Raw genomic sequence first — 26,855 nt, 5'->3', positions numbered from 1 at the left:
TCCAGATGCTTGACGACCTAGAATTTCGTTACTCCCCGGTCCGCGACAGAGTGCGCGAACTGCGGGAGTATCTTTGACTCCGCCCGCCTTCGCCGCGAACTAGCCACTCTTGAAGAAAAGATCTCCGACCCCACTGTCTGGGCCGATGCCTCGCGCTCGCAGCCGCTGATGCGCGAACGCAAGCGCCTCGAAACCCTGTTAGCCGATGACACCGAGCTACTGCGGCGCTCCGACGACATCGAGGCTTACTTCGAGTTAGCCCGGGAAGGAGAGAACACCGAGCCTGACCTGACACGTGAAATTCCTGCGCTCATCGAGTTCTCGGAAGCATTGGAATCGAAGACCATGCTCTCCGGCGAGACCGATCCGCTCAACGCCATCGTGACCGTGCACCCGGGTGCAGGCGGTACCGAAAGCCAGGACTGGGCCGAGATGCTGATGCGCATGTACGTCCGCTGGGGCGAGCGCCAGAGCTTCAAGGTCGAGATCAATGAAATTCAGGATGGCGACGAAGCGGGCATCAAGTCCGCCACTTTCACCATCTCGGGCGAGTTCGCCTTTGGGCTTCTCAGCGGCGAAACGGGTGTCCACCGCCTGGTGCGCATCTCGCCCTTCGACTCCGCAAAACGTCGTCACACCAGCTTCGCCAGCGTCTTCGTGTCGCCAGAGATCGACGACACAATTGTGATCGATATCAAGGTCGAAGATCTCCGCATCGATACCTATCGTTCGGGCGGTAAAGGTGGTCAGCACGTCAACACCACTGACTCTGCCGTGCGCATCACGCACCTTCCCACGGGCCTGGTAACGGGCTGCCAGAATGAACGTTCGCAGCATAAGAATAAAGAGCGCGCCATGAAGATGATGCGGTCCAAGCTTTACGAATACGAGTTAGATAAGAAGAAGGCGACCGCCCGCAAACTCGAAGACTCCAAGCTCGACATCAAGTTCGGTTCGCAGATTCGCAGCTACGTCCTGCAACCCTATCGGATGGCGAAAGACCTTCGGACCCGTGTCGAAGTTGGCGATGTCGATAAGGTGCTTGATGGAGCGATCGAACCGTTCATTCGTGGCTATCTTCGAATGCGCCGTGAGGGTAACTTCCCGGCGGAGTCTGTCGAGGATGATGACCTATAGCTCTCCTTCGTTGCGGTGTGACACCTGTCATACCCTTCCGTGACACCTTGCACTACCTTGGCCAGCGGAGCGTGACGATACTCCGGAGGGTGGGGGAGCTACAATCATCCCCACATACGGAGAATGCCATGCCCGCAACCCTGTCCGTGAAGCCCGACTATGGCGTAGATGCGCCCGCCGTCATGCGCAACCTCTTCCTCATCGGCGCGCTCTGCCTGCTGATCGCTGTCTTCGGCCCGCACATCATCACGCTTGGCCAGGTCAGCATCCTGCCAAAGCCAATGTTCGGCTGGACGGCTGGCTTTCTGCTGGTGGAAGGTTTTCTCTTCCTGTTCTATGTCAAGGTCGGTAAGTTCTACCACCGCGACAAGATGCTCTCGCTCCACACGTGGCGTGGCGATGAGCTGGTGCTCGATGTCGGCTGCGGCCGCGGACTCCTGCTGGCCGGGGCGGCGAAGCTCATACCCGATGGTCACGCGACCGGCATCGATGTCTGGTCGAACGTGGACATGGGCGGCAACAGCGCTGAAGCTACGCACCACAATCTCAAGCTCGAAGGGGTGGAAAGCCGAACCACGCTGCTGAGCGAGTCGGCGGCCGAGATGACCTTTCCTGACGCAACCTTCGACGTGATCGTCTCGAATCTCTGCCTGCACAACATCTACGATCGCCCGACCCGCCTGCGCGCTCTTCACGAGATCGTCAGAGTGTTGAAGCCGGGAGGCACAGCCTTGATCTCAGACTACAAACACACCGGTGAGTACGCTGCGGAGTTTGTCGATTGCGGCTTGGCGGTGACAAAAAAGCGGGGCGATCCGATCACCACCTTTCCGCCGCTCACGATTGTCATCGCGCGTAAATCCTGAGCCACTTCTGACGCATCCAATCGCCGGAGATTCCTTTATGTCTGTAAAGCCAGAAGTCGCCGAAGCCGAGTCCATCGAGATCCGCACGCAGTTGCTCGCCCTCCTGAAAGGCGGCCAGGCCCACGCAACGCTTGACGCGGCTGTTAAAGACTTTCCCGCTCATCTGCGGGGAAAGGTGCCCGAGAAACTGCCGTACTCCGCCTGGCAGATTCTGGACCATCTACGGTTCACTCAGCGCGACATCCTCAACTTCTCAGCGCCACCCACCGGCGGGTACCACGCCCATAAGTGGCCGGATGATTACTGGCTGAAGACTCCCGAGCCACCCTCTGCCCATGCCTGGGACGAGTGCATCGCCTCCATCCGCTCCGATCAGGAACACTTCGAGGCGCTCCTCACCAAGACAGATGCAGATCTATCCAAGCCCTTTCGCTGGGGAGATGGCCAGAACCTTCTTCGCGAGGCACTCCTGATTGCCGACCACAATGCCTACCACGTTGGCGAAATCATCGTGATTCGCCGCCTTCTCGGAGCTTGGCCGAGCTGATCTTCGTGTACCTTCATCCTGTGTTCAAAACAGGCGTTCTTCTAGTAGCCATCGGCATAGCTTCGTGTGGTGCGGCTCAGATGCCCGCCACCCTTCCGGGCAGAGGCCTGGCCCAGCATGATTTTCTCTATGCGGGCGAGTCCCACAATCGCCGCATCTTCATCGTGCGTGATGGCAAGATCGTCTGGAGCTACGACGACCCGGGGGGCCGTGGCGAGATCAGCGATGCCGTCATGCTCTCGAACGGAAACATCCTCTTCGCCCATCAATATGGCGTGACCGAGATCACGCGGGAGAAGAAGGTCGTCTGGAACTATGACGCTCCCGACCACCACGAGGTGCATACCGCTCTGCCGATCGGCAACGAACGCGTCCTCTATATCCAGAACGGCGAGCAGCCTATCATCCGCGTCGTCAACATCGTGACGGGCAGGACGGAGAAGGAGTTGCCCCTGGCGGCGAAGCAGCCCATTAGTGTTCACGGTCAGTTCCGCCACGCGCGCCTGACCCCGCGAGGCACCCTGCTCGTCGCCCATATGGACCTGAACAAGGTGGTCGAATACGACTCCAATGGCAAGGAACTGTGGTCGTTCCCAGCCTCGACACCCTGGGGCGTGACGCCGCTCGCTAACGGAAACGCACTCATCACGGACCGCAGCGGCACCCGCGAGGTAACCCACGAGAGCAAGGTCCTCTGGAGCTTCAGCCCAGCCGATGCTGGCGGCTACAAGATCGCGAATCCCCAGCAGGCGTGGCGACTGCCGAATGGCAACACTGTCGTCGATAGCTGGTCGAATGAGTGGAACCCTGCGAGTGGTGACGGTCCGGGCGATGTACAGGCTATCGAGGTAACGCCCGCGAAGGAGATCGTCTGGGTGCTCCGCGAATGGACGCCCCCCTCGAACCTCGGCCCTGCAACAACGCTTCAGTTTCTCGACGAACCTTCCGCGCCGGAGGACGTCCATTTTGGTCCGATTCACTAGACGCAATCTCCTCGCACTGCGTCCAAGGTAGCTATGAATGAGCCAGAGATTCTTCGCTCCATGCTGAGTGCCCGCACCATTGCCGTCGTCGGACTCTCGGATCGGCCAGACCGTCCCAGCCACTACGTCTCCGAATACATGCAGCAGCACGGTTACACGATCTACCCGGTCAACCCCGCTCTTACCGAGGTACTCGGCGAGAAAAGCTACGCCTCGTTGAGCGATCTTCCCGTCAAGCCTGACCTCGTCAACGTCTTCCGCGTCCCCAGCCTTATCCCCGGCATCGTCGACGAGATGCTGATGCTCGGCCTGACAGACATCTGGGTCCAGCAGGGAATCGTGAACCGCGAAGCCGCCATCCACGCTGAGCAGGGTGGCATCCGCGTCGTGATGGATCGCTGCATCATGGTCGAGCATCGCAACGCGCGGCTCGCGTGAGCCCGTCTGTCATTCCCTTGTAACCTGCAGGGGTACTTGCTCATCCAACCTCTACAATCGATGAAGATGACTATTCGCCTCCGCTCCGCTGTGCTCGCCCTTCTTTGCGCTCTCGTCGCGCTTCCCTTCGCGAACGCCCAGATGCAGGAGGTGGGCGATGGTGGGCCTGGCCCCGTCAAATCCCAGCACCTCACGGCTGAGTTGGTCTCGCTTGCGCCCGCAATCGCTCCCGGCGGAACCCAGCAGGTCGGCCTCGTCATCACGCTTGAAGAAAAGTGGCACGTCTACTGGCTGAACGCCGGGGACGCCGGTCAGCCGCCGAAGATCACCTGGACCCTGCCCGCGGGCATCACCGCTGGGCCAATGCAGTTCCCGATCCCAAGCCGTCTGCCCAATGCCACCCTGATGGACTACGGCTACGAAGATACCGTGGCCTTCCCGGTCCAGCTTACGGCCGCCGCCTCCGTCAAACCCGGTCCCGTTCACCTCGACGCGCAGGTGCACTGGCTCGTCTGCCGCGAGGTCTGCATCCCCGGCAAGGCGCACCTTGGTCTCACCCTCAACGTCACGCCCGGCGCAACGGTCGGCCCGATGGTGGGCGCTCTTGGCCAGTCAATCAGCCTCATCCCGACGCCTCTGCCTGCGGGCTCCACCTTCTCCGTCAAGGGTGGCAAGACAGACCTCGTCCTTACGCTCATCACCGGCAAGAGCGAGGATGACGCGGAGTTCTATCCCGCCGATCAGGATCAGATCGTCAACGCCGCCGAACAGGACATCACCGCGCTCCCCAACGGCGTGCAGCTTCGCATCCAGCGCGCGCCGGAGCTGACCAAGCTCCCTGACCAGCTCCACGGCGTCTTCAAACTCAACGACAAGGTTGCCTACGAGGTCACTGGCCCAGTCACGCCGGGCGAAGTAGCCGAGGCTCCCGGCAAGCTGAAGCCCGCCACGGCGGCCTCCGGCGTCACCACCATCACCGCGATTGGCCTCGCCTTCTTCGGCGGCATCATCCTCAACCTGATGCCGTGCGTCTTCCCGGTCCTCTTCCTCAAGGGCCTCGCGCTCGTGCAGTCTTCTGGAGAAGAACGCAGCCGCCTGCGCAGCCATGGCCTCGTCTATACGCTCGGCATTCTCGTCTCGTTCTGGGCCATCGTCGGCGTGCTGCTCATCCTGCGCGCTGGTGGAAGCCAGGCAGGATGGGGCTTCCAGCTCCAGTCGCCTACCTTCATCGCGCTTCTGGCGGCGGGCCTCTTTTTCTTCGCACTCTCGCTCGCCGGACAGTTTGACCTCGGCCTGTCGCTTACCAGCGTAGGCGGCGACCTCGCGAAGAAGCAGGGCTATACGGGAAGCTTCTTCACCGGAGTTCTCGCCACCATCGTCGCCACACCCTGCACCGCGCCGTTGATGGGAGCGGCCATCGGGTTCGCCCTCGCGCAGCCCGCAGGCATCACCTTCGCCGTCTTCACCGCGCTCGGACTGGGCCTCGCCACACCGTACCTCGCCCTCAGCTTCCAGCCCGCGTGGACGCGCATCCTCCCTCGTCCGGGCGCATGGATGGAGATCCTGAAGCAGCTTACCGCCGTGCCACTCTTCGCCACGGTCATCTGGCTCGTCTGGGTTTACGGCCGCCTCTACTCCTCGACCACCGCAGCAGGTGCAGGCGCGGATCATCTCGCTCTCCTCCTCTGCACGCTGCTGCTCCTCGCCGTCGCCGGATGGGCGCTCGGCAAGTGGCCCGCCAAGGCCGGTAGCACCCTCGCCGCCATCCTTCTCGCTGTGGCCGGCCTCGCCATCCCGCTCTACCAGCCCAAGGACACCACCCTCGTCTGGACCCCCTACACGCAGGCCGCGCTCGACCAGGCCCGCGCCTCCGGTAACCCTGTCTTCATCGACTTCACCGCAGCGTGGTGCCTCTCCTGCCAGGTCAACGAGCGAGCCGTCTTGAAGTCAGCCGACGTCCAGAAGCAGTTCAGCCAGCATCACGTCACGCTGCTCCGCGCCGACTGGACCCAGTACGACGCCGAGATCACCAAAGAACTCGCCTCGATCAATCGCAGCGGTGTGCCCACCTACGTCATCTACCCCGCAGCCAAAGACAGCGCTGCCGACGTTCTCCCCGAACTCCTCACCAAAGACCTCGTCCTGACAGCCCTGATCAAAGACACGAAATGACCGAAGATCCTGAAGTCGCCAAAGTCCGAGTCGTCATCGAGTTGTGGGCGGCGGCCTCCGAAGCAGGCGATCTCCAGGCGCAACTCGGCATGATGACGGACGGCGTCACCTTCCTCACGGCAGGAAATCCGCCGATGTCCCGCGCCGGCTTCGTCGCAGGCTTTGCGCGCATGATGAACAGCTATCGAATGAAGTGCAACTCCGACATCCGCGAGATCACCGTCACCGGCGACCTCGCCGTTGTCTGGAATCACCTCACCGTGGAGATCACGCCGCTTGAGGGAGGCGCACCGATCAAGCGCTCCGGACAGACCCTCACCGTCCTCCGCCGCAGCGCAGACGGTGAGTGGCGCATCTGGCGTGACGCCAACATGATGTCTGGCCAGCCAGCCTAGTCAGCCGACTGCATCGACTTGAACGCCTCGTCCGCACGCTCATCAAGCTCCGCAAGCGAGGGCTTCGAAATCGTCTGGCCCATCGCCCATCGGTGTCCGAACGGATCCATAAGCTGCCCATAGCGGTCGCCCCAGAACTGGTCGATCAGCGGCATCTTCACCGAGGCTCCCGCCGCAACCGCCTTCTCGAAAGCTTCGTCGATACCCGTCTCATAGTGAAGGTGCAGCGTCACCGGCGAGCCGCCAAGCGCTTCAGGCGTCGACTCGGGAATCCCTGCCATCTTCGAGAAGTCGTCGCACAGCATGAACACGCCGCCGCGAATGCTCATCCGTACGTTCAGAATCTTCGTCGTACCCGGCGCATAGTACGCAGGTTCATCCTCGACGGCGTCAAACGCCTTCTTATAAAACTCGACAGCCGCGGTTCCGTTGGAGACCACGAGGTAGGGAAGAAGTGGGGGAAGCTTTTCCATGGCACGACCTCATATCGGAAGTTGATTGCACCCGAAACGCTACCATGCTCTACTCCGATTCGCTACCGTTCTTTCGTAATTTAATCCGCGCGATCTCGTCCATCCGCTGCGCCAGCAGCTTCTCACGACCCTCATTCGTCGGCACATAGTATCGCCGCCCGGCGAGCGAAGCCGGAAGGCATTCCATATCCGCCACGCGCCCCTCGACGTCATGCGCATACTGATAGTCCTTGCCATAGTCGAGCGACTTCATCAGCTTCGTCGGCGCATTGCGCAGGTGCAGCGGCACAGGCTCCGCAGCCGTTGCCTGGATGTCCGCCTGCACCGCAGCATACGCCGTATAGACCGCGTTCGACTTCGGCGCCAGCGCCAGGTAGACCACCGCCTGCGCCAACGCCAGCCCACCCTCGGGTTGTCCGAGAAAGTGCATCGCATCCCGCGCCGAAAGGCACAGATTCAGCGCCTCAGGAGCCGCTAGCCCGATATCTTCAACGGCCATCCGCACCACCCGCCGCGCCACATACATCGGGTCTTCACCGGCCTCGAGCATCCGCCCCAGCCAGTAGAGCGAAGCGTCCGGATCGGAGTTGCGCACGCTCTTGTGCAGCGCCGAAATGATGTCGTAGTGCTGCTCGCCCTTCTTGTCATACAGTAATACGCGCCGCTGCAGCGCCTCCGCTGCAAGCGCCTTCGTGATGCTCTTATCACCGCGGCCCTGCGCCAGCTTTGCCGCAACTTCAATGGCGTTCAAAGCATTCCGCGCATCACCACTCGAGAACGACGCGATCATCGCCACAGCATCCTCCTCAATGCCAACGCCGAGCGCACCCAGCCCCTTTTCGGTATCGCTCAAGGCGCGCAGCAGCAGCGCTGTCACCTGCTCTTCGCTTAACGCACGCAGCGTATACACACGGCATCGGGAGAGCAGCGCTGCGTTGATCTCGAACGAGGGATTCTCCGTAGTCGCACCGATCAGCCGAATCGTTCCTCGCTCCACATACGGCAGAAACGCATCCTGCTGCGCCTTATTGAAGCGATGAATCTCGTCCACAAACAGGATCGTCCGGGACCCGAACCCAGCCGCCCGCTCCGCCTCCACCATGACCTGTTTGATCTCTTTGATCCCACTCAGCACGGCGGAGAACTCGATGAAGTTCGCCTCCGTTACCTGCGCAATAATCTTCGCGAGCGTCGTCTTGCCCACACCCGGCGGCCCCCAGAAGATCATCGACGCCGCATCATCACTCTCGATCGCCACACGCAGCGGCATCCCCTCGCCCAGCAGGTGCTCCTGCCCGGAGTACTCGCCCAACGCGCGCGGCCGCATTCGCTCCGCCAACGGGGCTTGCTTCGCCGTATTCGCCGCAGCCGCCAGCGGCGACGCATCAAACAAACTCATTGGCTGGACCTCTGCCGGCTAGCCTCGTACAACAGCAGACTCCCAGCCACCGCCGCATTCAAACTCTCCACCTTACCGGGGCAGGGAATCATCACCTGTGCATCTGCAATCTCCATCCACTCCGGCCCGAGCCCCTGGCCCTCGTGCCCGATCATCACCGCACATGCTCCGGTGAAGTCGGTATCCTGCGCCGCGACCACGCCATGCTCCTCCGCACCAACAGCCGCCAGCAGCCGAACCCCCCGCGCCCGCAAACCGGCAATCTCATCGAGCGTAGCCCCAGCCACTGCCACGCGAAAGATCGATCCGACGGACGCCCGCAGCGCCTTCTGGTTCCACGCGTTCACCGTTCCCGGAGCCGTCAACACGCCCGTCGCACCGAACGCCTCCGCCGACCGCACCAGCGTCCCAAGGTTTCCCGGGTCCTGCAGACCACACGCAATCAGCACCAGCGCCTTAGCGGAACCATCGCCCAGCACCTCGCTAAACTCCCGCACGGGCGGCACAATCAGCGCTGCCAGCCCGCGTGGCGACTGCGTCTCGACCACGCTGCGAAACACATCATCGGCCAGCCGCAGCACCTCAACGCCATAAGGAATCCATCGCGGCAGTTCCAGCCGCTCGCTGATGAAGACCGTCTTGAAGACCATCCCGCTCCGCAGCGCCTCCCGCAGCAGGTGATCACCCTCGATCGCGACCATCCCACCTGAAAGTCGCGCCTGCCCGCCAAACGCCGCCCGAAGCTGCTTCACCCGATCATTCGCCCTGCTCGTAATTACACTCGACACCATGGCTTAAGTGTACGTACTTTCCAGCCTGGGGAACGAGGATGCCGTTCAGGCCGGGACCGCCATAATCAGCACCTGAATCTCCTGCGCCGTCAGACTCTTTCTGTGGCGATACGCCATCGTCCACCCGCCAGCCGATTCAAGTTTCATCGTCCGGTCCGCCCTCACCGTGGGGAAGCACTCTTCGCCGCCACGCACGGCAATCACAGTCTGTGCGACACCAATGCGAGCGCCTCGGAAGACGCAATCAAAGAACACCACCTCGTGCCGCCCGCGAACGCCCGCGCCGATCAGCCCCACACCGATCCGTTCGGCAAGCGAGGTCTCCGCGATGGGGAAATCCGCTGGAAGTGTTTCGCCTAAGGATTGAAAGCCAAGCTGTTGCATCAGCAGCAAAATCTGCTGGCCCCGATTGATCTGCGACTTGAACATCCGCGCGATCAGCACCACGATGACCACTGCAAACACGATCTTCAACACCATAGACTGGCCCTCGTTCCTGACGAGGATAACGCCACATCCTTTGAGCGGAGCGAAGAAAGCACCATCGCTCCTCAAAACCGCGTAGCCGCGAGCAGGGCAACCGCCGTCCGTTCTATCTGAATATCTCCTGAAACAACCCGCCCGAATTGAGCCCACACTCCCACTATGCTAGGCTGCGGAGTTGTAGGCCTAGCCCGCGACACGCCTTTTGGGCCATTTCAGGAGCACCCATTTTGACGGCTGAGATCCTCCGCGTTCATCCAGACGAGCCCGAGCAGCACCACATCGAGACCATCGTCGCCAGCCTCAACAGCGGCAATGTCGTCGCCCTTCCCACCGATACCTTCTATGGTCTCGCCGTCGATCCGGTCAATCTGCACGCCGTCGACCGCATCTACGACCTCAAGGCCCGCGCCCGCCACAAGCCCCTTTCGCTGCTGATTGCCGAGGTCTCGCAGGCCTACGAACTCGCTCGCCAACTCGACTCCGCCTTCGATCGCCTCGCCGAAAAATTCTGGCCCGGCCCCCTCACCATCGTCGTCAAAGCCGGCTCGAAGCTTCCGCTGCGCGTCACCGCGAACACCGGCAACCTCGCCCTCCGTGTTCCCGAAGCAGCCATCTGCCGCGCCGTCGTAGCTCGCCTTGGCTTGCCGATCACCGCAACTTCTGCCAACCTCTCCGGCTATCCCGAGTGCACGCACGCCATGGGCGTCTTCGATCAACTCGGGGATCAGGTCCCTCTTATTGTGGACGGCGGCCCCACCGCCCGCTCCACCGCCACCACCATCGTCGACCTCTCCGGCGGCGGCAACTCCTGGATGATCCTCCGCGAAGGAGCCATCCCCACCCACGAGATCGCGCTCGCCCTCCAGCACTAGGATCTTCCCACCCGCCACCAACCTGTCATCCTGAGCGAAGTCGAAGGACCTGCGGTTGCTCTTGCTTTTCTTTCTCTCAGTCCTGCGGGGAACCTGCGTTGAGCACCTGACCAGAACACCTATTGGCCTCAACCCGCACACTGGTCCATACTGTCACTCTGTAGTCTTCCTTCGGGCTTGGCACATTTCTGCTCGGAATCAAACATGAACATAACGACCGACACCAAGCCGCGTTCCAGTCTGCACCTCGTGCGGAAGTTCGTCGGCATACTTCTCCTCCTCGCGCTCATCTGGACCGTCTGGGTCTACCACCAGATCGCCACCGTCGCCAGCGTTGATCAGGCCCAGACTGCAGACGCCATCGCCGTCTTCGGAGCCGCGCAGTATTCCGGTCGCCCGTCGCCCGTCTTCCACGCCCGCCTCGACCACGTAGTCGACCTCTATCACAAGCAGGTCGCGCCACTCATCATCACCCTCGGCGGCGGCAGCGATAAAGATTCCGGCATGACGGAGGGTGGCGTAGGCCGCGATTACCTCCTCGCCAACGGCATTCCTCTGGACAAGATCATCGCCGAGACCGCGTCCATCGATACCCAGCAGCAGGTCGATCGTCTCGTCGAGATCGCCCGCGAAAATAACCTCCACCACGTCGTCGTCGTCAGCGACGGCACCCATCTCTTCCGCATTCGCGTGCTCTGCGAAGAAGCCGGGCTTGAGGTCTACACCTCACCGCGCTCTGCCTTTGGCCGCATCAGCAACTACAACCTCGCGCAGCGCTACCTCCACGAGATTCTCAGCTACACCGTCTTCAAGCTGAACATCGACAGCGACGCCCTTCACCACTGGCTCGAAGACAAACCCGAATAGCCACTACAGCAACCGCATCCCGACGTAAGCCAGCGCAGCCGCAAACAACGTCGAGCAGAAGTTCACCAGGTCATTCCCCAGCCAGCCGCGCCGTTCGACCGTAGCGCCCAGGTAGCTATCGAACAGCAGTCCGGCGACTCCCGCCCCAAACACCACCAGCCCCATCGCCCAGGGCAGCCACCCCACAGCCGCCGTCACCAGCACGACGATCCCCGCACCCGCAGCGCCAAGCGTCGTCCCGGCGATGCTGATCCCGCCATCCGTTCCTACGGGAACCTCGCTCCACGTCGTCAGCAGCAGCGTCCGCCCGCCGACCACCTGGCCCATCTCGGACGACACCGTATCTGCCGTAGCCTCGGCAAGCGCCGCCAAACATGCCGCAAACAATAGCGGGGAAGCCGCACCCGCAAACAGCCCCGCCACCCCAAGATTCGCCAGCACCTGCGAGGCCCGCCGCCCGCGCTTCGGCTCTGCAAGCCCCAGCTTCTCCTTGTGTCTGCGCCCAAACCGCGTCGCCGCAAAGGTCAGCAGGAAGAGGCTCAGCAGCGCAGGCATCGCCGTCTCGGCCCAGGAGCGCCCGGCGTTCTGCGCCAGCAGGATGTTCAAACAGATCACCCCGCCGATCATCGCCGCCGCACCCGTAGCCGACCGCAGAAGCCACACCAGAAGCGCAAACGCCGCACTCGCCCCACACGACCACCACAACCACGGCGGATACCCTCCCAGCCGATGCATCGCAATCACAATCGCCACTGCCTTCACCACCAGAAGCCCGCCCACAGCGCCTGTCAGCAGCTCCGACTGCATCCGGTCCCGCCAGGCGGAGATTGTCTTTCCCGTCGCTGCCCTCAGCCTGTCCCCGTGCATTTTGGAACCCACCGCCCCACCTACTCTCCTGTGATTTACAATCGATGCTTGAGCATAGCCAAGATCGGCAACACAGTGGGAGCAGTTTTGCACTTAGCAGAAACCGAAGCAGCCCGGACCAAAGCAGCAGGCACCACCGTATCGCGCACGACGCGGCAGCACGTACAGTCGGCGCGGTCTCTCCTCCAGTCGGCAGCCATCGTCGCGATTGCGGCAGCCAGCTTCACCTCGCTGATCGGTTGCGGTGCAAGCTACCGCCCTGTCGTCTCCGCCATCAATCCTGTCGGCCCCTCTGCCCAACCCGCAAAGTACGCCGTAGCCATCTCGAGTCCGAGTCCCGGTACGCCCGGCCTCGTCACCATCGTGGACTTTTCAGGCGACACCGTACTCATCACGGCCAACATCGGCGTCGATCCGAAGTACCTCGTCCTGAACGCCGCCAGCACCACCAGCACGACCGGCGTCGTCACCACGGCGAACACCGGCTACACCATCAACGGTGACGGCACCCTGAACGTCTTCGACATCTCGACCTCGCTCATCACCAGCCAGATCCTCGAGACCACGCTGCTCGCCGGTGCCAACCCCGTCAGCCTCTTCGCCCAGGGTGCCAACACCTATGTGACCGAGACCGGCCGCAACGCCATCGGCGAGTTCCTAGGCTCACCCCTTGCCCTCCGGCAGGAGCTCGCAGTTCAAAATCCGATCTACGTCGTCGGCCTCTCCGGTGGACCACGCGCCTATGCGCTCAGCCAGGGCGCGACCGCCACATCGACCGGCAGCGCCATCGCCATCGACACCACGACCAACACCCCAACCTCGACCATCCCGCTCGGCGTAGCCCCTGTCTATGGCATCATCACCAACGACGGCCGACGCGCCTTCATCCTGAATCAGGGCAGTGGCACCGTCAGCGTCATCAACGCGCAGACCAACCTGCTGGATACCTTCAGCAGTGGCCCAGTTGTTCCCCCTGCGACCGTCGCGCCCTCGACCAGCACCATTCCCGTCGGCACCAATCCGCTCTGGGCTGACTTCGCTCCAACCCGCTCCGAGATGGTCGTCGCCAACGCGGGCTCCGGCACCAATAACGGTACGCTGAGCATCATCAGCATTCCGCTCTGCAATGCTGCCGCCCCGGTCACCAACGTCAACTGCGATCCAAACAACCCTGTCGACGCAGCAGGCTTCGGTACCGTCCTCGCCAGCCCCCAGGTTGGCATCAATCCCGTCATGGTCTCCGCGCTTCAGGATGGAACCCGCGCTTACGTAGCCAACCGTGGCAACCCGAACCTTCCCTGCGCGGTTGCCGGGGCAGGCGGCGCAGTCACCACCACGCCGACCGGCAACTGCACGGTATCCGTCGTCAATCTCTCGACGAACATCGTCAGCGCCACCATTCCGATCGCCGGACGGCCACTCTATATCGCGGCCACCACCGGAGCACCCACCGGCAAGGTCTACGTCGTTTGCGGTATCGATGCCATGGCCAAGGGGACCGACACAAACTCCCGCAACATGATCGTCATCCGTACGGACATCGACGCGATCGACACCACCATCCCCCTACAGGGAACTGGCGTCTCTGTTCGCGTCACCGCCCAGTAGTCTCCACACATACCGCACAATAGAAAGGCCATCCGCAAGGATGGCTTTTCTGTTCGTGCAATGACAAGCTGCCCTAAGCGCCTACCAGGATGATCGGCAGCGTCGGTGAAGTAGCTCCACCCTCCGCCTCAACCGTTACACCGAAGGCCTTGGCCTGCACGCCGACCGGTAGTTGCGGCATCACGACGCTTGCATAGCCACGCCCATCCGGATGGAAGGTGCCTGCCGCGATCGGCGCCGTGCCGTTGGCCGGAATCAGCCAAAGCTCATACGTCTTCGCGCTTGGTAGCGGCGCGAGGTTATTGGCGGTGAAGATCAGTGTCCCCTTGTCGGCCAGATACGTTGCCCGACCCTGAGGAAGCGCCTTCGCTGCAGGTGTCGTATTCAGGGTCACGCGCATGGCGCTGCTATCGGTCAACGCGTCCATAATTGCCCGCGCCTTCGAAGCATCCGCCGAGAGTGTTGCCATCTGCGCCGTCTGCGATTGCAGTTGTGCCGACTGGTCAGATATCGTCGTCTGCAACTGTACCCGTTCGCGGTACAGACTAGCCGCTGAAAGCGTCACACCTGCGGCAACCGCCCAGCCAAGCCACGGCAGTAGCTTGCCCGATGTGCCCTGCTTCGGCGCGATCATCGGAACAACCTTCTGCTCGTTAGCGGACACCGCCGTTACCGGAGCAGTAACCGTCCGCTTTTCCCGTGTTACCTGTTGTGTAAATCGTTCCCGTGCAGCGGGCGAGGGTGTCGCCAATTCAACGGACATCGCCACGATCGAGAGATCGTCCAGCGCAACCGCAAACTCCGCACGGCATTCGCTGCACTCGGCGAGGTGAGCCTGCACGGCGGCAGCCTCTTCCGCGCTCAAGAGCCGCATGGCATGCAGCGTTAAATCTTCAGGGTTGATATGTTGAGTGTCTGTCATGCCTGGAATGCCTTTCTCAGCGTGATAAGAGCGCTGCGGATTCGCGTCTTGACCGTACCTAACGGATCGCCCGTCATCTCTGCAATCTCTGCGTGGGTTAACCCATCGAAGAATGCCATTTCCAGCGTCTTGCGCTGTTCTGCGGGTAGCAGATGAATCACTGCCCGCGCCTTTTCCATCATCGAGTTACGCTCGGCCTCGTCCGCCAGGTTGTAGGACGAAGCGAACTGCATGTCATCGATCGACTCACTCGGACGCTTTCGCCGTAGCGCATCGATCGAACGGTTGCGCGAAACCACAGCCAGCCAGCCGCCGAGACTTCCTCTCGTTGCGGTAAAGCTGTCCGGATTACGCCAGATCTGCATAAAAATCTCCTGAAGCACGTCTTCAGCCGCAGAAGGATCCCTAAGCACCCGTAGCGCTACCGAATAGACGACCCTTGAGTACCGGTCGAATATCGACGCCATCGCATGCTCGTCGCCCCTCTGGACAAGCCCCAGTAATATCGAGTCATCCTGACCCGACCCCGGCGGCATGTTCAGCACTCCTGTGTCTCTATACATAGAACGCACCCGTAAGGCATTTAGATTGCAATATCATAGCGTGTAGTCTGCAGGCAGCTTTCTTGAATTCTGAGTTTCCTGGAACTCCAAATGAGTGCCAGTGTACGTGATCAGATGCCTCCGGTGTACCCTCAGGCTAGTGGCTACAAAGAAACAAATTGGGCCAACCCGTCACATCAGAACTCAGAAAGTACAGTAATGAAGCTACGTTTGGATAAATTGCTCGTCGATCAGGGGCTCGCAGCCTCTAGAGAACGAGCCCAGGCCCTCATCCTCGCCGGTCGCGTCCTCGTTGCTGAACAGCGTATTGACAAACCAGGTACCCCCGTCGCATCCGACGCCATCCTGCGCCTCCTCGGGGACGATCTTCGCTACGTCAGTCGGGGCGGCCTCAAACTAGAGCGTGCCCTCGCCCACTGGAAGATCGACCCGACCGGCCTCGCCTGCGTCGACATCGGCACCTCTACAGGTGGCTTCACCGATTGCCTCCTCCAGCAAGGTGCCGCCAGCGTCCTCGACATCGACACCGGCTACGGCCAGATTCATGCGAAGCTCCGCGATGACCCGCGCATCACCCTCCGCGAGCGCACCAACGCCCGCCTCCTCACCCCCGGCGAACTTCTCTCTGCCTCACCGACCCCGATCACCCTCCTCGTCATGGATGTCTCCTTCATCTCGGCTACCCTCGTTCTGCCGCCAGTTCTAGCCGCCCTCGTACCACCGGAGCAGGCATGGCACGGCGAAGCCATCATCCTCGTCAAGCCCCAGTTCGAGGCAGGCCGAGAGAACGTCGGCAAAGGCGGCATCGTCCGCGAACAAGCCGCCCGCCAACTCGCCATCGACCGCGTCCACGATGCCGTCCTCGCCCTCGGCGGCACCCACACCGACATCATCGACTCGCCCATCCGCGGCATGGAAGGCAATCACGAGTACCTCCTCCACGCCCGCTTCTGAGCTTCCTGCCATTCCGAAGAGAACGGCGGCTGTCACAAGAATGCCCACGCGTCCGACCGAACTCATCTCGCTCGCGCCAGCACAATCTCCTTGAGGAACCATCCTGCGTATTCTGTGCCGTTGCTCCTGCCCGGTACACTAGAGACATGCTGCTAGCCGCCATCATCTCGAAGCCGCAGAAGCCCGAGCTTGCCAACATCCTGCCCGAGCTCGTCGCCTGGCTGAAAGACCATAACTACGACTACATCCTCGATCCCGACAGCGGGATCTACATGGACTGCGAGAAGTGCGTCCAGCGTCCGGAGATGCCGAAGCATCAGCCCAACCTCGTCATCGTCTTCGGTGGCGACGGCACGTTGCTCGCCGCCGCCCGCGCCTTCGCCCACACCCAGACTCCCATCCTCTCGGTCAATCTCGGCTCCCTCGGCTTCCTCACCGAGACCCCGCTCTCAGACATCTACAACACCCTCGAAGCATGGTGCGGCAATACGGCAGCCCTCGACATCCGCAACATGATGCACGCCGAGCTTCATCGCGACGGCAAGATCCTCAAAGCCTGGGATGCCCTCAACGATATCGTCATCGCCAAGGGCACCATCGCCCGCATGGCCGACTTCACAGTCGAGATCGATCAGCAGTTCGTCGCGACCTTCCGCGCCGACGGTATCATCGTCTCCACCCCCACCGGCTCGACCGCCTACAACCTTGCGGCCGCCGGTCCCATCATGATGCCCAGCGTCAACGCCATGGTGGTCACGCCCATCTGTCCCCACCTGCTCACCATCCGCCCCATCGTCGTCCCCGGCGAGTCGACCATTAGCATCCACGTCGTCGGCGTCCCCAACGAGACCTACCTCACGGTAGACGGCCAGGAGGCAGTCGAGCTCTTCTTAGGCGACCACATCCACTGCCATCGCTCCGACTACAGCGTCCGCCTGCTTCGCCACCAGCCCAACGGTCTCTTCAACGTCCTCCGCTCCAAACTCAAGTGGGGAGAACGCTAGGGGACCTGCGTTTACCCGCGCCGCCCAAAAACTGTTATCCTGAGCGAAGTCGAAGGACCTGCGGTCGCATGGCACCCTGTCCACTCCTCAACGATTGGGGTTAACCAGAAAATCAACACCCCTATACTTGGTCACCATGTACGGAAGGCGCTAGCCATGCGTTTACAAGACCTTACGAGACTTCGCAGGACCTTTGGACTTCGTTGGACCTAAGTTATTTAGAAGGCGGACTTTAGGACTTCTAGGAAAAAATAAATTACCGCCGGAGTGTAACCACCGGCCCTGTCACCGGATGGCAAAAGACCTTCCCATGGTTCAGGGCAATCCGTCGCTGAGCCAGCGCCGCCATCTCCGGATCATGGGTCACCATCACGATCGTATGCCCGTTCCGATGCAGGTCCCGCAACAGGTCAGCCACGATCTTCTGGTTGGCCGCATCGAGGTTCCCGGTAGGCTCATCCGCCAGCAGGATCGGCGGATTATTGATCAGCGCTCGCGCGATGCAGACCCGTTGTTGCTCCCCACCCGATAACTCGCTGGGCAGGTGCGAGACCCGCTTGCCAAGTCCTACCTTCTCCAGCGCCGTCCGAGCCTCACCCTCATCCGTCATCGAGTGGAAGTATTGCGCCAGCATCACATTCTCAACCGCCGAGAGGTAGGGAATCAGGTGGAACTGCTGGAAGATGAACCCGATCTTATCCGCCCGAAAACGGTCCAGCTCCGTAGCTGACATCGAAGCAACATCGACGTTGTCGATCTTGAGCTTGCCAGCGGTAGGCCGGTCCAGACACCCCAGCATGTTCACGAGCGTGCTCTTACCCGACCCCGAAGGCCCCGTAATCGCGACCCACTCACCCGCCACGATCGAGAAGGTCGCCTCATCGAGCGCCCGCACCACCCCACCGCGACCGGAGTACTCGCGGGTCACATGCTCCAAGTCAATCACCGCACACTCGGCACGCGTCGTGTTGTTGGGCCAATCCGTCCTGATCTCTGCCATCGCCATCTATGTTCTCATTCCCCCTTCAACAGCGCAGCCGGTTGCAACCCCCGCAGCACCCGGGCAGGGAACATCGCCGCCATCGCCGCAATCACCACGTTCAGCAGCAACACCAGCGGCACCACCGAAAGCCGAGGCAAGGTCGCTGTATGGAAGTTGATCTCGCTGATCGCAAGCGCCGCAGCCGAGCCCACAACAAATCCGACTACCACCCCCGCCAGTGCAAGCACCAGCGCCTCCAGCAGAAAGAGAAGCATCAACTGAACCTGCCGCGCTCCAAGCGCCTTCATGAGCGCGAAGTCACGCCGCCGCTCGAGCACACTTGCCGACAGGGTCGCCAGCACTGAGACCGCTACGGTCAGCGCAATCAGCAGTACCGCCGCATACATCAGAGAGTGCGTCCGATCGACGATCCGCGACTCGCCCTCCACAAGTTGCCGCACCGGCTGAACCTGCACCCCCGGCAACGCCTGCCTGAGCCGCGCAATCGCCGCCTCAACCTTCGTGCCGCCTCCTGGAACCTGCACCTCAACGACGCTGATGCCCGCACCCGTCCATGCTGTGAAGGTCGCCAACGGTATATAGATACGGCTATCTTCATCGCCGCCGGTCTTCAACCGCCCAGCGTTGTGGAGCGCCAGCGGCTTACCCGCGAAGTTGAGCTTCAGCCCACTCTCATCTGCAACGAAGTTGGCCGCCCGCTGACCAACCAGCGCGGCATGCTCATCCTGAGCTGCAGGCCACGCCGAGACCTGCCACCAATCGTCCAGCCGCTTGACCGCCGCAAAGTCCGTGCCGGCCACAACGACTGGCGTACCCCGATCCGTCGTCGCCACCGCATAGCCAAAGCCCGCTGCAAGCGCATCACTACCTGCAGCTCGCTGAATCGAGGCTAAGACATCGGCAGGAAGGCTCGAACCAGCATTCGCAGTGACCACAACGTTCGCGCCAAAGCTGCGAAACTCCTTGTGCAGCTTCGCGTCCAAATCCCCATAGAGCGTCAGCAGCGCCGTCGCCACCCCCGCCGAAACCGTCAGCGCCACCAACGCCGAGAGCGACCTTGCCCGCCGATGCACAAGGGACTGCCGCAGCATCCGTCCGACATTCAGCTTGATTGCGGCACTCATGCGTCTGACCGCAGTACGGCGGAAGGGTCCATCCTCAACGCCGTCCGGATGGATGGTGTACTTCCCGCAATCGCCACCACCAACGCTATCGCCACTACCACCGGCAGCAGCACCGGGTTCAGGACGTGCCCCTCAGCCACGCCGCTACCCGCAAAGATCCGGGCACCGAGCCACGCTGCCAGCCCCGACCCGATCAGGTAGCCAAACGTTCCCGCAACGATCGCCAGCAGGCCCGTCTCCGCATAGAAGAGCAGGGCAATGGCCCCCTTGCTCGCGCCAAGCGACCGCATCAGCCCAATCTCGCCGCGCCGTTCCAGAACGGCGGTAGCCATGGCAGCGGAGACGGCAAATCCCGCCGCCAGCAGCGCCGCCGCGCTGATCAGCCACATCAGCCCGGAGATGCGGCTCAACACCGTCCCCTCCGACTGCTCGACGCGTCGCACCTGCTCCGCTGCCGCACCCGGCATCACCTCACGAATCTGGTAGGCAATCGAGTTTGCATACGGGCGGCAGTACCAGATTTCGCGCTGCTTCGCCGACAGCGTCTCCGGATCGACCCGCGCAAAGGCATCCTCCGGCTTGGTCGTCGCTGAGATTTCAACGCGCCGCACCGACCCAGGCACACCTGCTAAAATCTGCGCCGCCGCAAGGGGCAGCAGCAACTTCGTCTCCGTCGCATCGCCTGTCGACACCATCCCCACAATGGTGAGCCGGAAGCCGACAGGGTTGTGCCGCATCGCCACATCTGCATCAGTGAGGGGGAAAAAGGAGTCAATAGTGTCGCCGGTCTTCAGGTGTAATCGGTTCGCAAGAGCCTCGCCAATCACGGCCTCTGCCGCACTCTGGTCTGTAGGATTTGCAGGCCATCGCCCTGTCAGCTTCCACCACGGATGAAGCTTCTCCGCTCCCGTCACAATCGAGTCTGGTGCTGCAGTCAACGCATGGTGAAACCATAGGCCGATCGCCGGTACTTCAACAATCGTCCCGGACGCATCGTGAATGGGTAGGGTAAAAGGCAGTTCAGGGCTCACGCCGTTGATATTGTTCCCCCAGAAGATCGTCTTCAGCTTCGGCAGATCGCTCTCTTTCAGGTAGGCTCCTCCGCTGGTCGGCTTCACGCTCACGCCGCCAACCTTGACCTCAAGTTGATCTGCCTGTGGGTAGATCACGATGTTCGCGCCGTACACCGCAAGCTCCTTCGAGATGCGGTCGCCAATCGTCGTCGCCAGCGCCAGCATCGCCGTCACGGTCGTCGTGCCAAGCAGAATCGCAATTCCCGCAAGCGCCTTGCGGCGACGCTGGCGCAGGAATGATTCGAGCAGGAGGCGGAAGAACACTACTTTTCGAAGACCGTCGTCAGCGTCCGCAGATCAGAGGCAGCAATCGTGATCTGGCCACCGGCATTTGTCGACTTCAGCGGGATCGGATTGCACCCGCCCGCCTGTCCCATCGACGAAGCATTGAGCGGACTCGCGCACATCTTGCACGTAATTCCCTGCGAACCGATATAGAAGCCGACCGGTCCACAGATGCTGCACGCATCGGCAACCGAGACGATGTTGCCATCAGGCTTGCGGAAGAGCAGGAAGCGCACCTCAGCCTGACCGCCCTTGCCATCGTCCACGCGAACGCCATACCGGTGGAGTTTGTCATCGTTCACGTCCGCAGTCGGCACCGTCACCTGGTTGCCGACGAGGGTCACAGCCGCAGTCGGCGAGAGAGCGGTCGAACTTTTCGCGTAGATAAACTCAGCGGTCGAAAGAAAGATAAACAGGAAGCTCGTCCCCACGACGGCAGTCATCCACATCTTCTCGCGGCGCTGTGTCCAGGCAAGCTTGCGCTTCTCAGCCAGGGTCGCTGTTTCCTCAAGCCTGACCGGCGCGCGCCGCTTGTACTCCATCAGCATCATCAGGCCAGCGAGAGCGAGCATGGTTACGAAGAAGAAGAGATCGTTCCGCACGATTGGCCCGATCAGCCGCATCTCGGTCGTGCTCGAAGGCAGCACACCATTCTCGGAGAGTTCATGCAGGCCGCTTACCAGCAACTGGAAGGTAACGAAATAGAGGATAACGGTCGTCACGCGGAAGAAGCGCTGCAAATTGATCTTCACGCTGCCGCGAATGAACAGCACGCCAAAAACCACCGAAACTGCAATGCCCACCAGTGTCCCGGTAAAGCTGAGAATCTCGGTCGAGTTGAGGGAGACTGCCGATAGGATCAATACCGTCTCCACGCCCTCGCGAAGCACCAGCAGGAACACGAAGAAAAACAGGCCGAGCCGCGAGGTCCCGCCCACCAGGCTCGCGATCTTACCTTCAATCTCGCCCTTCATACTGCGCGCCGTCTTCTGCATGAACCAGATCATGCTCACCACGAAGACCGCCGCCGCCAGCATCACCCAGCCCTCAAAGATGTCCGGATTGAAGTTCATCCGCGCCAGCACCACTGCCACGCCCACGCTTGCTGCGATTGCCGCACCGAGCGCCCAGAAGACGGTCCGCTTCAACTCGTGGCGACCGATCTTGCTCAAGTAGGCAAAGATAATTCCTACGATCAGCGACGCTTCCACCCCTTCGCGGAGCGTGATGATAAAGGCCTGCAGCATGGTTCCGTTACTCCTGAGACCAGTTCCAGAGGAGTCTCTTGAACTCATGGCGGCCACCTTCAAGTGTATTTCGGACTAATCTGGTCGTCAATGCGCACCCAGGTCCCTCACGAGGTGAAGCAGCCGACCGGCATCCATTGTTGACGCCACGCAGGGCGCACAGAAAGCAGGGTTACCATGTTGACGTGAACCTGCCCATCAATCCGCCCCTTCTCCCGATGCTTGCCAAACGTGTAGCCGCCATCCCCGCAGGTGATAGCTGGAACTTTGAGCCGAAGTGGGATGGCTTTCGTGCGTTGATCTTTCGCGATGATGAAGAGATCGTCATCCAAAGTCGGGACGGTAAATCACTGAACCGTTACTTTCCGGAATTGCTCGAAGTGTTGGAAATTCAACTGCCGAAGCGCTGCGTGCTCGACGGCGAAATAGTTATCGCGTCTGAAGGAGGCCTCGACTTCGACGCACTCCAGCTTCGCATTCATCCCGCTGCCTCGCGGGTCAAGCTCCTCGCCTCCCAGACCCCGGCCTCCATCGTCTTCTTCGATCTCCTCTGCGAAGACGGCGTCGACCTCCGCACCGCACCCTTCGAGCAGCGTCGCCAGAAGCTCGAAGCCCTCCTCGCCTCTGCCGTTTCGCCCATCCACATCACGCCTGTCACCAACGTCCGAAGCGTAGCGGAAGACTGGTTCAAGCGCTTCGAAGGAGCTGGTCTCGACGGTGTCATGGCCAAGTCGCTCTCAGGCACGTACGAGTCCGACAAACGCACCATGCTCAAGGTCAAACATGAGCGCGATTGTGACTGCGTCGTCGCCGGCTTTCGCTGGCACAAAGATAACGAAGGCACCGCTATCGGCTCGCTCCTGCTCGGTCTCTATAACAATGCTGGCGACCTGCAGCATGTTGGGGTCTGTGCCAGCTTCAAGATGGAGAAGCGCCGCGAACTGGTCGAGTGTCTCGCACCCTACCGCAAGGACGCGCTCGCCAATCATCCGTGGAGATCGTGGGCCGATCAGGGCGCAGGCGAAGACGGACAGCGCATGCCCGGCGGTCAAAGCCGCTGGAGCCAAGGGAAGGATCTATCGTGGGAGCCGCTACGGACGGAGCTTGTCGTCGAAGTCGCCTATGAGCACATGCAGGGGAATCGCTTCAGGCACATGGCGCAGTTTCGCCGCTGGCGCATCGACAAGCAGCCCAAAGACTGCACCTACGCCCAACTCGAAGTGGTCCCCCCGCAGGAGCTGATGGCCATCTTTCCCGAAGCCCTCGAGTCTCAGGTCTCCTGAGCTATCGTCGGATCATCGTCGGGGTCAGGAGTCTCCTGAGGTGGCCGCGAGTCTTCAGGAACATGGCGCAAATTCACACGAATGCGCGTCCACAGTGAAGACCGGCCACGCATCCGATCGACCAGAACATCATCGATTGCCAGCAACGCCGCAGCCTCCGGATGACGAACCTTCCATCGCTCCAAACCTTCTAGTGCTGCCTCTTTACTTGGCGAGTTCGCGATCACAATCAACGGCATCTTTGTGCGAACAGTCTTCACGGCTGACTTTTTCGCCGCAGACCTCGCTCGCGATGGAGCCACCCGCGACCCCTCACCCTCAGCCTTCTTGAAGTGCGGCGGCCACGGAGCATCGCCGAGCCCCTCTCGCTCATCCCTCGCCGCAAGCTCCAGCAGTTGCTCCAGAGACCCTGCAGCCGCATCCATCCCCGCATGCGGATCGCCCTTCTCGGCAAAGCGCTGCGGCATGGTGAGCACCGTGAAGTCAGCAGGGTTGCAGTCCGGCACTTCATTCCACTCCAACGGGGCGGACACGCGTGCATCCGGTAGCGGGCGCACTGAATACGCGGAAGAGGTCGTGCGATCCTTCGCGTTCTGGTTGTAGTCGAGGAAGACGCCGTGGCGCTCCTCCTTCCACCACTTCGACGTCGCAAGCGCAGGCACGCGGCGCTCCACCGCCCGTGCGAGCGCGAGTGCCGCACGCCGAACCTCCGTAAAGGTCCATCGCGGCTCAATCCGTACATTCACATGAATGCCGCGCGAGCCACTCGTCTTCGCCCAGCCCCGAAGCCCAGCCTCTTCGAGAACGGATTTCACTTCGAGCGCGACCGCCCGCACATCGGCCCAACCAACACCGGGGCCGGGATCAAGGTCGATGCGCAGCTCATCAGGATGATCCAGATCTCCCGACCGGACCGGGTGAGGATGCAACTCCATACATCCCAGGTTGACGATCCACGCCAGTCCTGCCGCATCGTCCACCACCAACTCCTCGGCGGTTCGCCCGGAAGGGAAGGAGAGGGTGGCCGTGCGCAGCCATTCCGGTCGCTCCGACGGTGCTCTCTTCTGGTAGAAAGGCTCTGCCTCCGCACCGTTTACAAACCGCTTTAACACGATCGGCCGGTCGCGGATTCCTGCTAGCGCACCCGGCGCAACCGACAGGTAGTAGCGCACGAGGTCGAGCTTCGACAGCTTGATTTCGCGGGAGAAATAAAGCTTGCCCGGATGCGTGACACGCACCTCGCGCTCCTCAACCGATAGCAGTTCGACATCCTCTTCTTTTTTCACGTGTTCAGCCTATATCACCTCGAAATGTAGATGCGCAGTTCCACCCATCGCGCCGCATCAATCATCTTGATCCGCGTCTCAGGACCGCATACTCTGGTCAGCATGAAAGCGCCTTCCGCACGATCCATTCACGACAACCCTGCCGTAGATGCATACATCGACCAGGCGAAGCCCTTCGCCATTCCCATCCTCATGCACCTCCGCAAGCTCATCCACAAGGCCTGCCCAGAGGTGGAGGAGTCGATTAAGTGGTCGCGCCCGTTCTTCTCCTATCGCGGCGCCATCATTTGTAACACCTCCGCCTTCAACCATCACTGCAGTCTCGGCTTCTGGGGTGAAGAGATAGCGGCTGTGCTTCGCGAAGCTGATGCACTCCAGTCCGGAGCGATGGGATCGGTAGGTCGCATCACCACCCTTAGCGATCTCCCTTCTGACAAACTGCTCCTCGCCTGGCTCAAGCAGGCTATAGCGTTCATCGACTCCGGCAACTACACCAGCCCGGTCGCCGCTCGCCAGAGGGTAGCGAAGCCCGCAAAGTCCGCTCTAGAGCCTGCCTCAGATTTTCTCGCAGCACTATCAGAGAACGGGCAGGCCGCTACCGTGTACGCCGCCTTCAGCCCCAGTTGCAAACGCGAATATCTAGAGTGGATCACCGAAGCCAAACGCCCTGCCACTCGCGCTGCGCGCATCGTCAATGCAGTCCTCTTGATCGCCGAAGGCAAGCAGCGTAACTGGAAGTACCAGAACTAATAATGATGCCTTGTCTTCGATCGAATACTTAGCTTAGACTCTGCGAGACGTCGAGGAGCCCAGGCATGTCATCCAGATCGTCATTCAACACTGCTGTAGGTTCAGTGGTTCGACTAACGTCAGGTGATCCGTAAGGATCCGTGCAGGCTACCTGATTTCGACCTTGATCTTTGGCGCGATACAGCGCGGCGTCGGCGTCGCCCAGAAGCTCCCTTGGATCCTGTCCATATTCAGGAATGCGGCTTGCTACGCCAATGCTGATCGTCACAATCGGAGCGACTGGCGAGTTCTCATTCTTGATCTGAAGCTCCATCACAGCCAGTCTGAGTTCTTCTCCGATCTTCGCTGCGGCCTGGCAATCCGATCCTGGTAGAAGAAGTGCGAACTCCTCCCCACCATATCTCGCAATTACATCTTCAGCCCGCCACTTTCGCGATGAGAACACCTGTCCCATCCGTCGAAGACATTCATCACCAGCCAGATGACCGTACCGGTCGTTGAGCATTTTAAAGTGATCAACATCAATCATGAGGAGCGCGAGTGAACACGGCTGACGGGTCGAACGTTGCCATTCAGTAGCAAGCACTCCTTCGAAGCGGCGTCTGTTATTGAGATCCGTAAGAGCGTCTCGAGCGGATAGTTCGAGTAAGTCCTTATTGGCCTGCTGCAGTTCGCTATCGGCAACTAGAAAATGAACCAGACTTTTCGCCAACCTGGGCGTTGTTCTTGCAAACAGGATTGCAGTTGGAATGGAAGTAAGAGCAGCTACAACCTTGACCGCTGCAGCGAGAGGGTAAACCGGGACCCACACGGTAATCACTTCCATCACATGTGTCGCTCCGCAGGCAAAGATGAACGTGCCGAAGGCGAGCAGTATCCAAAGATAAGGGCGAAGTCTGGGCGTCCCTTTAAGCTTTGAAACCATCCACATGAGACATCCGAAGATCACCGCATAGGACAAGGCAATCAGTCCGTCGGTGATGACATTCGTCCAGACGAGCTCTGGCTTAGCGAGATAGCAATATCGGTGCGGTAAGTAGTTGGCCGAGAACAGCGGCTCAAAGGTCCCAGTAAGTCCAAGGAGGACAAGCGCGAAGCATCCTGAGGTCACCACAACTGCAAGCCTTTTCATAAAGATCGCCTTTCGGATCAGTTGTGAACGGCGGAGCGGTTACTAAGGTGCTTTGCAATACTGAGCTTCATCTTAGAGCAGTTACTAGTTTCTAAGTCATAAATCTTTCACATGCCCAGGCTTAGGATAAATTGGCTTGGACTTACGTTTTGCATTGGTAAATCAGTTTGTTCTAGGATCTCGAACTAGCTGGGCAACGCGAGATAATCTAGATCTCTGAACTAAGCTGATGCCCTGCGAAGTTAATTGCGGTCGGCTGACTTGCCGCAGGAGTCGTCCTCGCAGCAGGCGAAGGATGGTCACACAAAAAATATCGCCACATGTAAAC

At 60.9% G+C, this 26,855-nt stretch carries 27 protein-coding genes; 14 read left to right on the top strand and 13 right to left on the bottom strand.

Annotated features, from left to right (window positions below; genetic code table 11):
- The first annotated feature begins 5 nt into the window (after positions 1–5).
- From prfB to OHL20_RS21035, 7 genes are all read left to right on the top strand, one after another.
- A protein-coding gene (prfB, locus tag OHL20_RS21065; protein WP_263385272.1) for a peptide chain release factor 2 occupies positions 6–1,137 on the top strand; the annotation gives its coding sequence in 2 pieces (ribosomal slippage) (positions 6–74 and positions 76–1,137; 1,131 coding nt in all).
- Positions 1,138–1,265: 128 nt separating this feature from the next.
- Positions 1,266–2,003, top strand: a complete 738-nt coding sequence (locus tag OHL20_RS21060; RefSeq protein ID WP_263385271.1) for a class I SAM-dependent methyltransferase — start codon at positions 1,266–1,268, stop codon at positions 2,001–2,003.
- Positions 2,004–2,040: 37 nt separating this feature from the next.
- Positions 2,041–2,550 carry a DinB family protein gene (locus OHL20_RS21055; RefSeq protein WP_263385270.1) on the top strand — a complete coding sequence of 170 codons (510 nt, stop codon included), beginning with the start codon at positions 2,041–2,043 and terminating at the stop codon, positions 2,548–2,550.
- Entirely contained in the window at positions 2,538–3,533 is a 996-nt protein-coding gene (locus OHL20_RS21050) for a beta-propeller domain-containing protein (protein WP_263385269.1), read from the top strand. Before OHL20_RS21055 ends, OHL20_RS21050 begins: the two co-directional genes overlap by 13 nt.
- 33 nt (positions 3,534–3,566) lie before the next feature.
- Positions 3,567–3,971, top strand: a complete 405-nt coding sequence (locus OHL20_RS21045) for a CoA-binding protein (RefSeq protein ID WP_263385268.1) — start codon at positions 3,567–3,569, stop codon at positions 3,969–3,971.
- Positions 3,972–4,037: 66 nt separating this feature from the next.
- A complete protein-coding gene (locus tag OHL20_RS21040; RefSeq protein WP_263385267.1) occupies positions 4,038–6,143 on the top strand; it encodes a protein-disulfide reductase DsbD family protein in 2,106 nt (701 codons plus the stop codon).
- The gene (locus OHL20_RS21035) at positions 6,140–6,538 is read left to right on the top strand and encodes a YybH family protein (RefSeq protein ID WP_263385266.1); all 399 of its coding nucleotides are present in this window, start codon (positions 6,140–6,142) and stop codon (positions 6,536–6,538) included. Before OHL20_RS21040 ends, OHL20_RS21035 begins: the two co-directional genes overlap by 4 nt.
- Here the strand turns inward: OHL20_RS21035 and OHL20_RS21030 are convergent.
- The 4 genes from OHL20_RS21030 to OHL20_RS21015 all read right to left on the bottom strand — a co-directional run bounded on the left by OHL20_RS21030 (position 6,535) and on the right by OHL20_RS21015 (position 9,681).
- A complete protein-coding gene (locus tag OHL20_RS21030) occupies positions 6,535–7,011 on the bottom strand; it encodes a VOC family protein (RefSeq protein WP_263385265.1) in 477 nt (158 codons plus the stop codon). The two genes, OHL20_RS21035 and OHL20_RS21030, sit on opposite strands and share 4 nt — an antisense overlap.
- Before the next feature lie 49 nt (positions 7,012–7,060).
- Positions 7,061–8,410: a replication-associated recombination protein A gene (locus OHL20_RS21025; protein ID WP_263385264.1), complete on the bottom strand. Its 1,350-nt coding sequence runs from the start codon at positions 8,408–8,410 to the stop codon at positions 7,061–7,063.
- A complete protein-coding gene (locus tag OHL20_RS21020; protein ID WP_263385263.1) occupies positions 8,407–9,162 on the bottom strand; it encodes a TrmH family RNA methyltransferase in 756 nt (251 codons plus the stop codon). Before OHL20_RS21020 ends, OHL20_RS21025 begins: the two co-directional genes overlap by 4 nt.
- 84 nt (positions 9,163–9,246) lie before the next feature.
- On the bottom strand, positions 9,247–9,681 hold the full coding sequence (locus OHL20_RS21015) for a hypothetical protein (protein WP_263385262.1): 435 nt from the start codon (positions 9,679–9,681) through the stop codon (positions 9,247–9,249).
- A gap of 233 nt (positions 9,682–9,914) precedes the next feature.
- On the opposite strand from OHL20_RS21015, the gene OHL20_RS21010 reads away from it, so the two are divergent.
- Both OHL20_RS21010 and OHL20_RS21005 read left to right on the top strand, forming a co-directional pair.
- Entirely contained in the window at positions 9,915–10,559 is a 645-nt protein-coding gene (locus OHL20_RS21010) for an L-threonylcarbamoyladenylate synthase (RefSeq protein WP_263385261.1), read from the top strand.
- Positions 10,560–10,763: 204 nt separating this feature from the next.
- Positions 10,764–11,426, top strand: a complete 663-nt coding sequence (locus tag OHL20_RS21005; RefSeq protein ID WP_263385260.1) for a YdcF family protein — start codon at positions 10,764–10,766, stop codon at positions 11,424–11,426.
- 3 nt (positions 11,427–11,429) lie between these two features.
- On the opposite strand, the gene OHL20_RS21000 is transcribed toward OHL20_RS21005, so the two are convergent.
- Complete coding sequence (locus OHL20_RS21000) at positions 11,430–12,305, bottom strand: DUF92 domain-containing protein (RefSeq protein ID WP_263385259.1); 876 nt, start codon at positions 12,303–12,305, stop codon at positions 11,430–11,432.
- 75 nt (positions 12,306–12,380) lie between these two features.
- Between OHL20_RS21000 and OHL20_RS20995 the strand changes: the two genes are divergently transcribed.
- Entirely contained in the window at positions 12,381–13,901 is a 1,521-nt protein-coding gene (locus OHL20_RS20995) for a YncE family protein (RefSeq protein WP_263385258.1), read from the top strand.
- 73 nt (positions 13,902–13,974) lie between these two features.
- Here the strand turns inward: OHL20_RS20995 and OHL20_RS20990 are convergent, their stop codons facing one another.
- Both OHL20_RS20990 and OHL20_RS20985 read right to left on the bottom strand, forming a co-directional pair.
- Positions 13,975–14,823, bottom strand: coding sequence for an anti-sigma factor (locus OHL20_RS20990; RefSeq protein WP_263385257.1), 849 nt, complete (start codon positions 14,821–14,823; stop codon positions 13,975–13,977).
- On the bottom strand, positions 14,820–15,359 hold the full coding sequence (locus OHL20_RS20985) for an RNA polymerase sigma factor (RefSeq protein WP_263385480.1): 540 nt from the start codon (positions 15,357–15,359) through the stop codon (positions 14,820–14,822). The genes OHL20_RS20990 and OHL20_RS20985 overlap by 4 nt, the downstream gene beginning before the upstream one ends.
- A gap of 225 nt (positions 15,360–15,584) precedes the next feature.
- Here OHL20_RS20985 and OHL20_RS20980 point away from each other — a divergent pair, with 225 nt between their 5' ends.
- Both OHL20_RS20980 and OHL20_RS20975 read left to right on the top strand, forming a co-directional pair.
- Positions 15,585–16,340, top strand: coding sequence for a TlyA family RNA methyltransferase (locus OHL20_RS20980; protein WP_263385256.1), 756 nt, complete (start codon positions 15,585–15,587; stop codon positions 16,338–16,340).
- 146 nt (positions 16,341–16,486) lie between these two features.
- On the top strand, positions 16,487–17,344 hold the full coding sequence (locus tag OHL20_RS20975; protein ID WP_263385255.1) for an NAD(+)/NADH kinase: 858 nt from the start codon (positions 16,487–16,489) through the stop codon (positions 17,342–17,344).
- A gap of 256 nt (positions 17,345–17,600) precedes the next feature.
- Here OHL20_RS20975 and OHL20_RS20970 read toward each other — a convergent pair whose 3' ends face one another.
- The 4 genes from OHL20_RS20970 to OHL20_RS20955 are packed head-to-tail and all read right to left on the bottom strand — an operon-like array spanning position 17,601 to position 22,076.
- Positions 17,601–18,350: an ABC transporter ATP-binding protein gene (locus OHL20_RS20970; protein ID WP_263385254.1), complete on the bottom strand. Its 750-nt coding sequence runs from the start codon at positions 18,348–18,350 to the stop codon at positions 17,601–17,603.
- Positions 18,351–18,358: 8 nt separating this feature from the next.
- Positions 18,359–19,471 carry an ABC transporter permease gene (locus OHL20_RS20965; protein WP_263385253.1) on the bottom strand — a complete coding sequence of 371 codons (1,113 nt, stop codon included), beginning with the start codon at positions 19,469–19,471 and terminating at the stop codon, positions 18,359–18,361.
- Positions 19,468–20,808, bottom strand: coding sequence for an ABC transporter permease (locus tag OHL20_RS20960; protein WP_263385252.1), 1,341 nt, complete (start codon positions 20,806–20,808; stop codon positions 19,468–19,470). Before OHL20_RS20960 ends, OHL20_RS20965 begins: the two co-directional genes overlap by 4 nt.
- On the bottom strand, positions 20,808–22,076 hold the full coding sequence (locus OHL20_RS20955) for a Fe-S-containing protein (RefSeq protein ID WP_263385251.1): 1,269 nt from the start codon (positions 22,074–22,076) through the stop codon (positions 20,808–20,810). Before OHL20_RS20955 ends, OHL20_RS20960 begins: the two co-directional genes overlap by 1 nt.
- Before the next feature lie 185 nt (positions 22,077–22,261).
- On the opposite strand from OHL20_RS20955, the gene OHL20_RS20950 reads away from it, so the two are divergent.
- Positions 22,262–23,359 (top strand): ATP-dependent DNA ligase, encoded by a 1,098-nt coding sequence (locus OHL20_RS20950; protein ID WP_263385250.1) that lies wholly within the window; start codon positions 22,262–22,264, stop codon positions 23,357–23,359.
- Here OHL20_RS20950 and OHL20_RS20945 read toward each other — a convergent pair.
- Positions 23,347–24,645, bottom strand: a complete 1,299-nt coding sequence (locus OHL20_RS20945; protein WP_263385249.1) for a DNA polymerase domain-containing protein — start codon at positions 24,643–24,645, stop codon at positions 23,347–23,349. The genes OHL20_RS20950 and OHL20_RS20945 overlap by 13 nt on opposite strands.
- 30 nt (positions 24,646–24,675) lie before the next feature.
- On the opposite strand from OHL20_RS20945, the gene OHL20_RS20940 reads away from it, so the two are divergent.
- Entirely contained in the window at positions 24,676–25,395 is a 720-nt protein-coding gene (locus tag OHL20_RS20940; protein ID WP_263385248.1) for a YdeI/OmpD-associated family protein, read from the top strand.
- A gap of 28 nt (positions 25,396–25,423) precedes the next feature.
- On the opposite strand, the gene OHL20_RS20935 is transcribed toward OHL20_RS20940, so the two are convergent.
- Positions 25,424–26,527, bottom strand: coding sequence for a GGDEF domain-containing protein (locus tag OHL20_RS20935; RefSeq protein ID WP_263385247.1), 1,104 nt, complete (start codon positions 26,525–26,527; stop codon positions 25,424–25,426).
- Positions 26,528–26,855 lie beyond the last annotated feature (328 nt).

This window comes from Granulicella arctica (assembly GCF_025685605.1).
In the GTDB taxonomy this organism is placed as follows: Bacteria; Acidobacteriota; Terriglobia; order Terriglobales; family Acidobacteriaceae; genus Edaphobacter; species Edaphobacter arcticus.
Note: the sequence above shows the minus strand (reverse complement) of the source record. Positions and strands in the feature narration are given on the sequence as shown.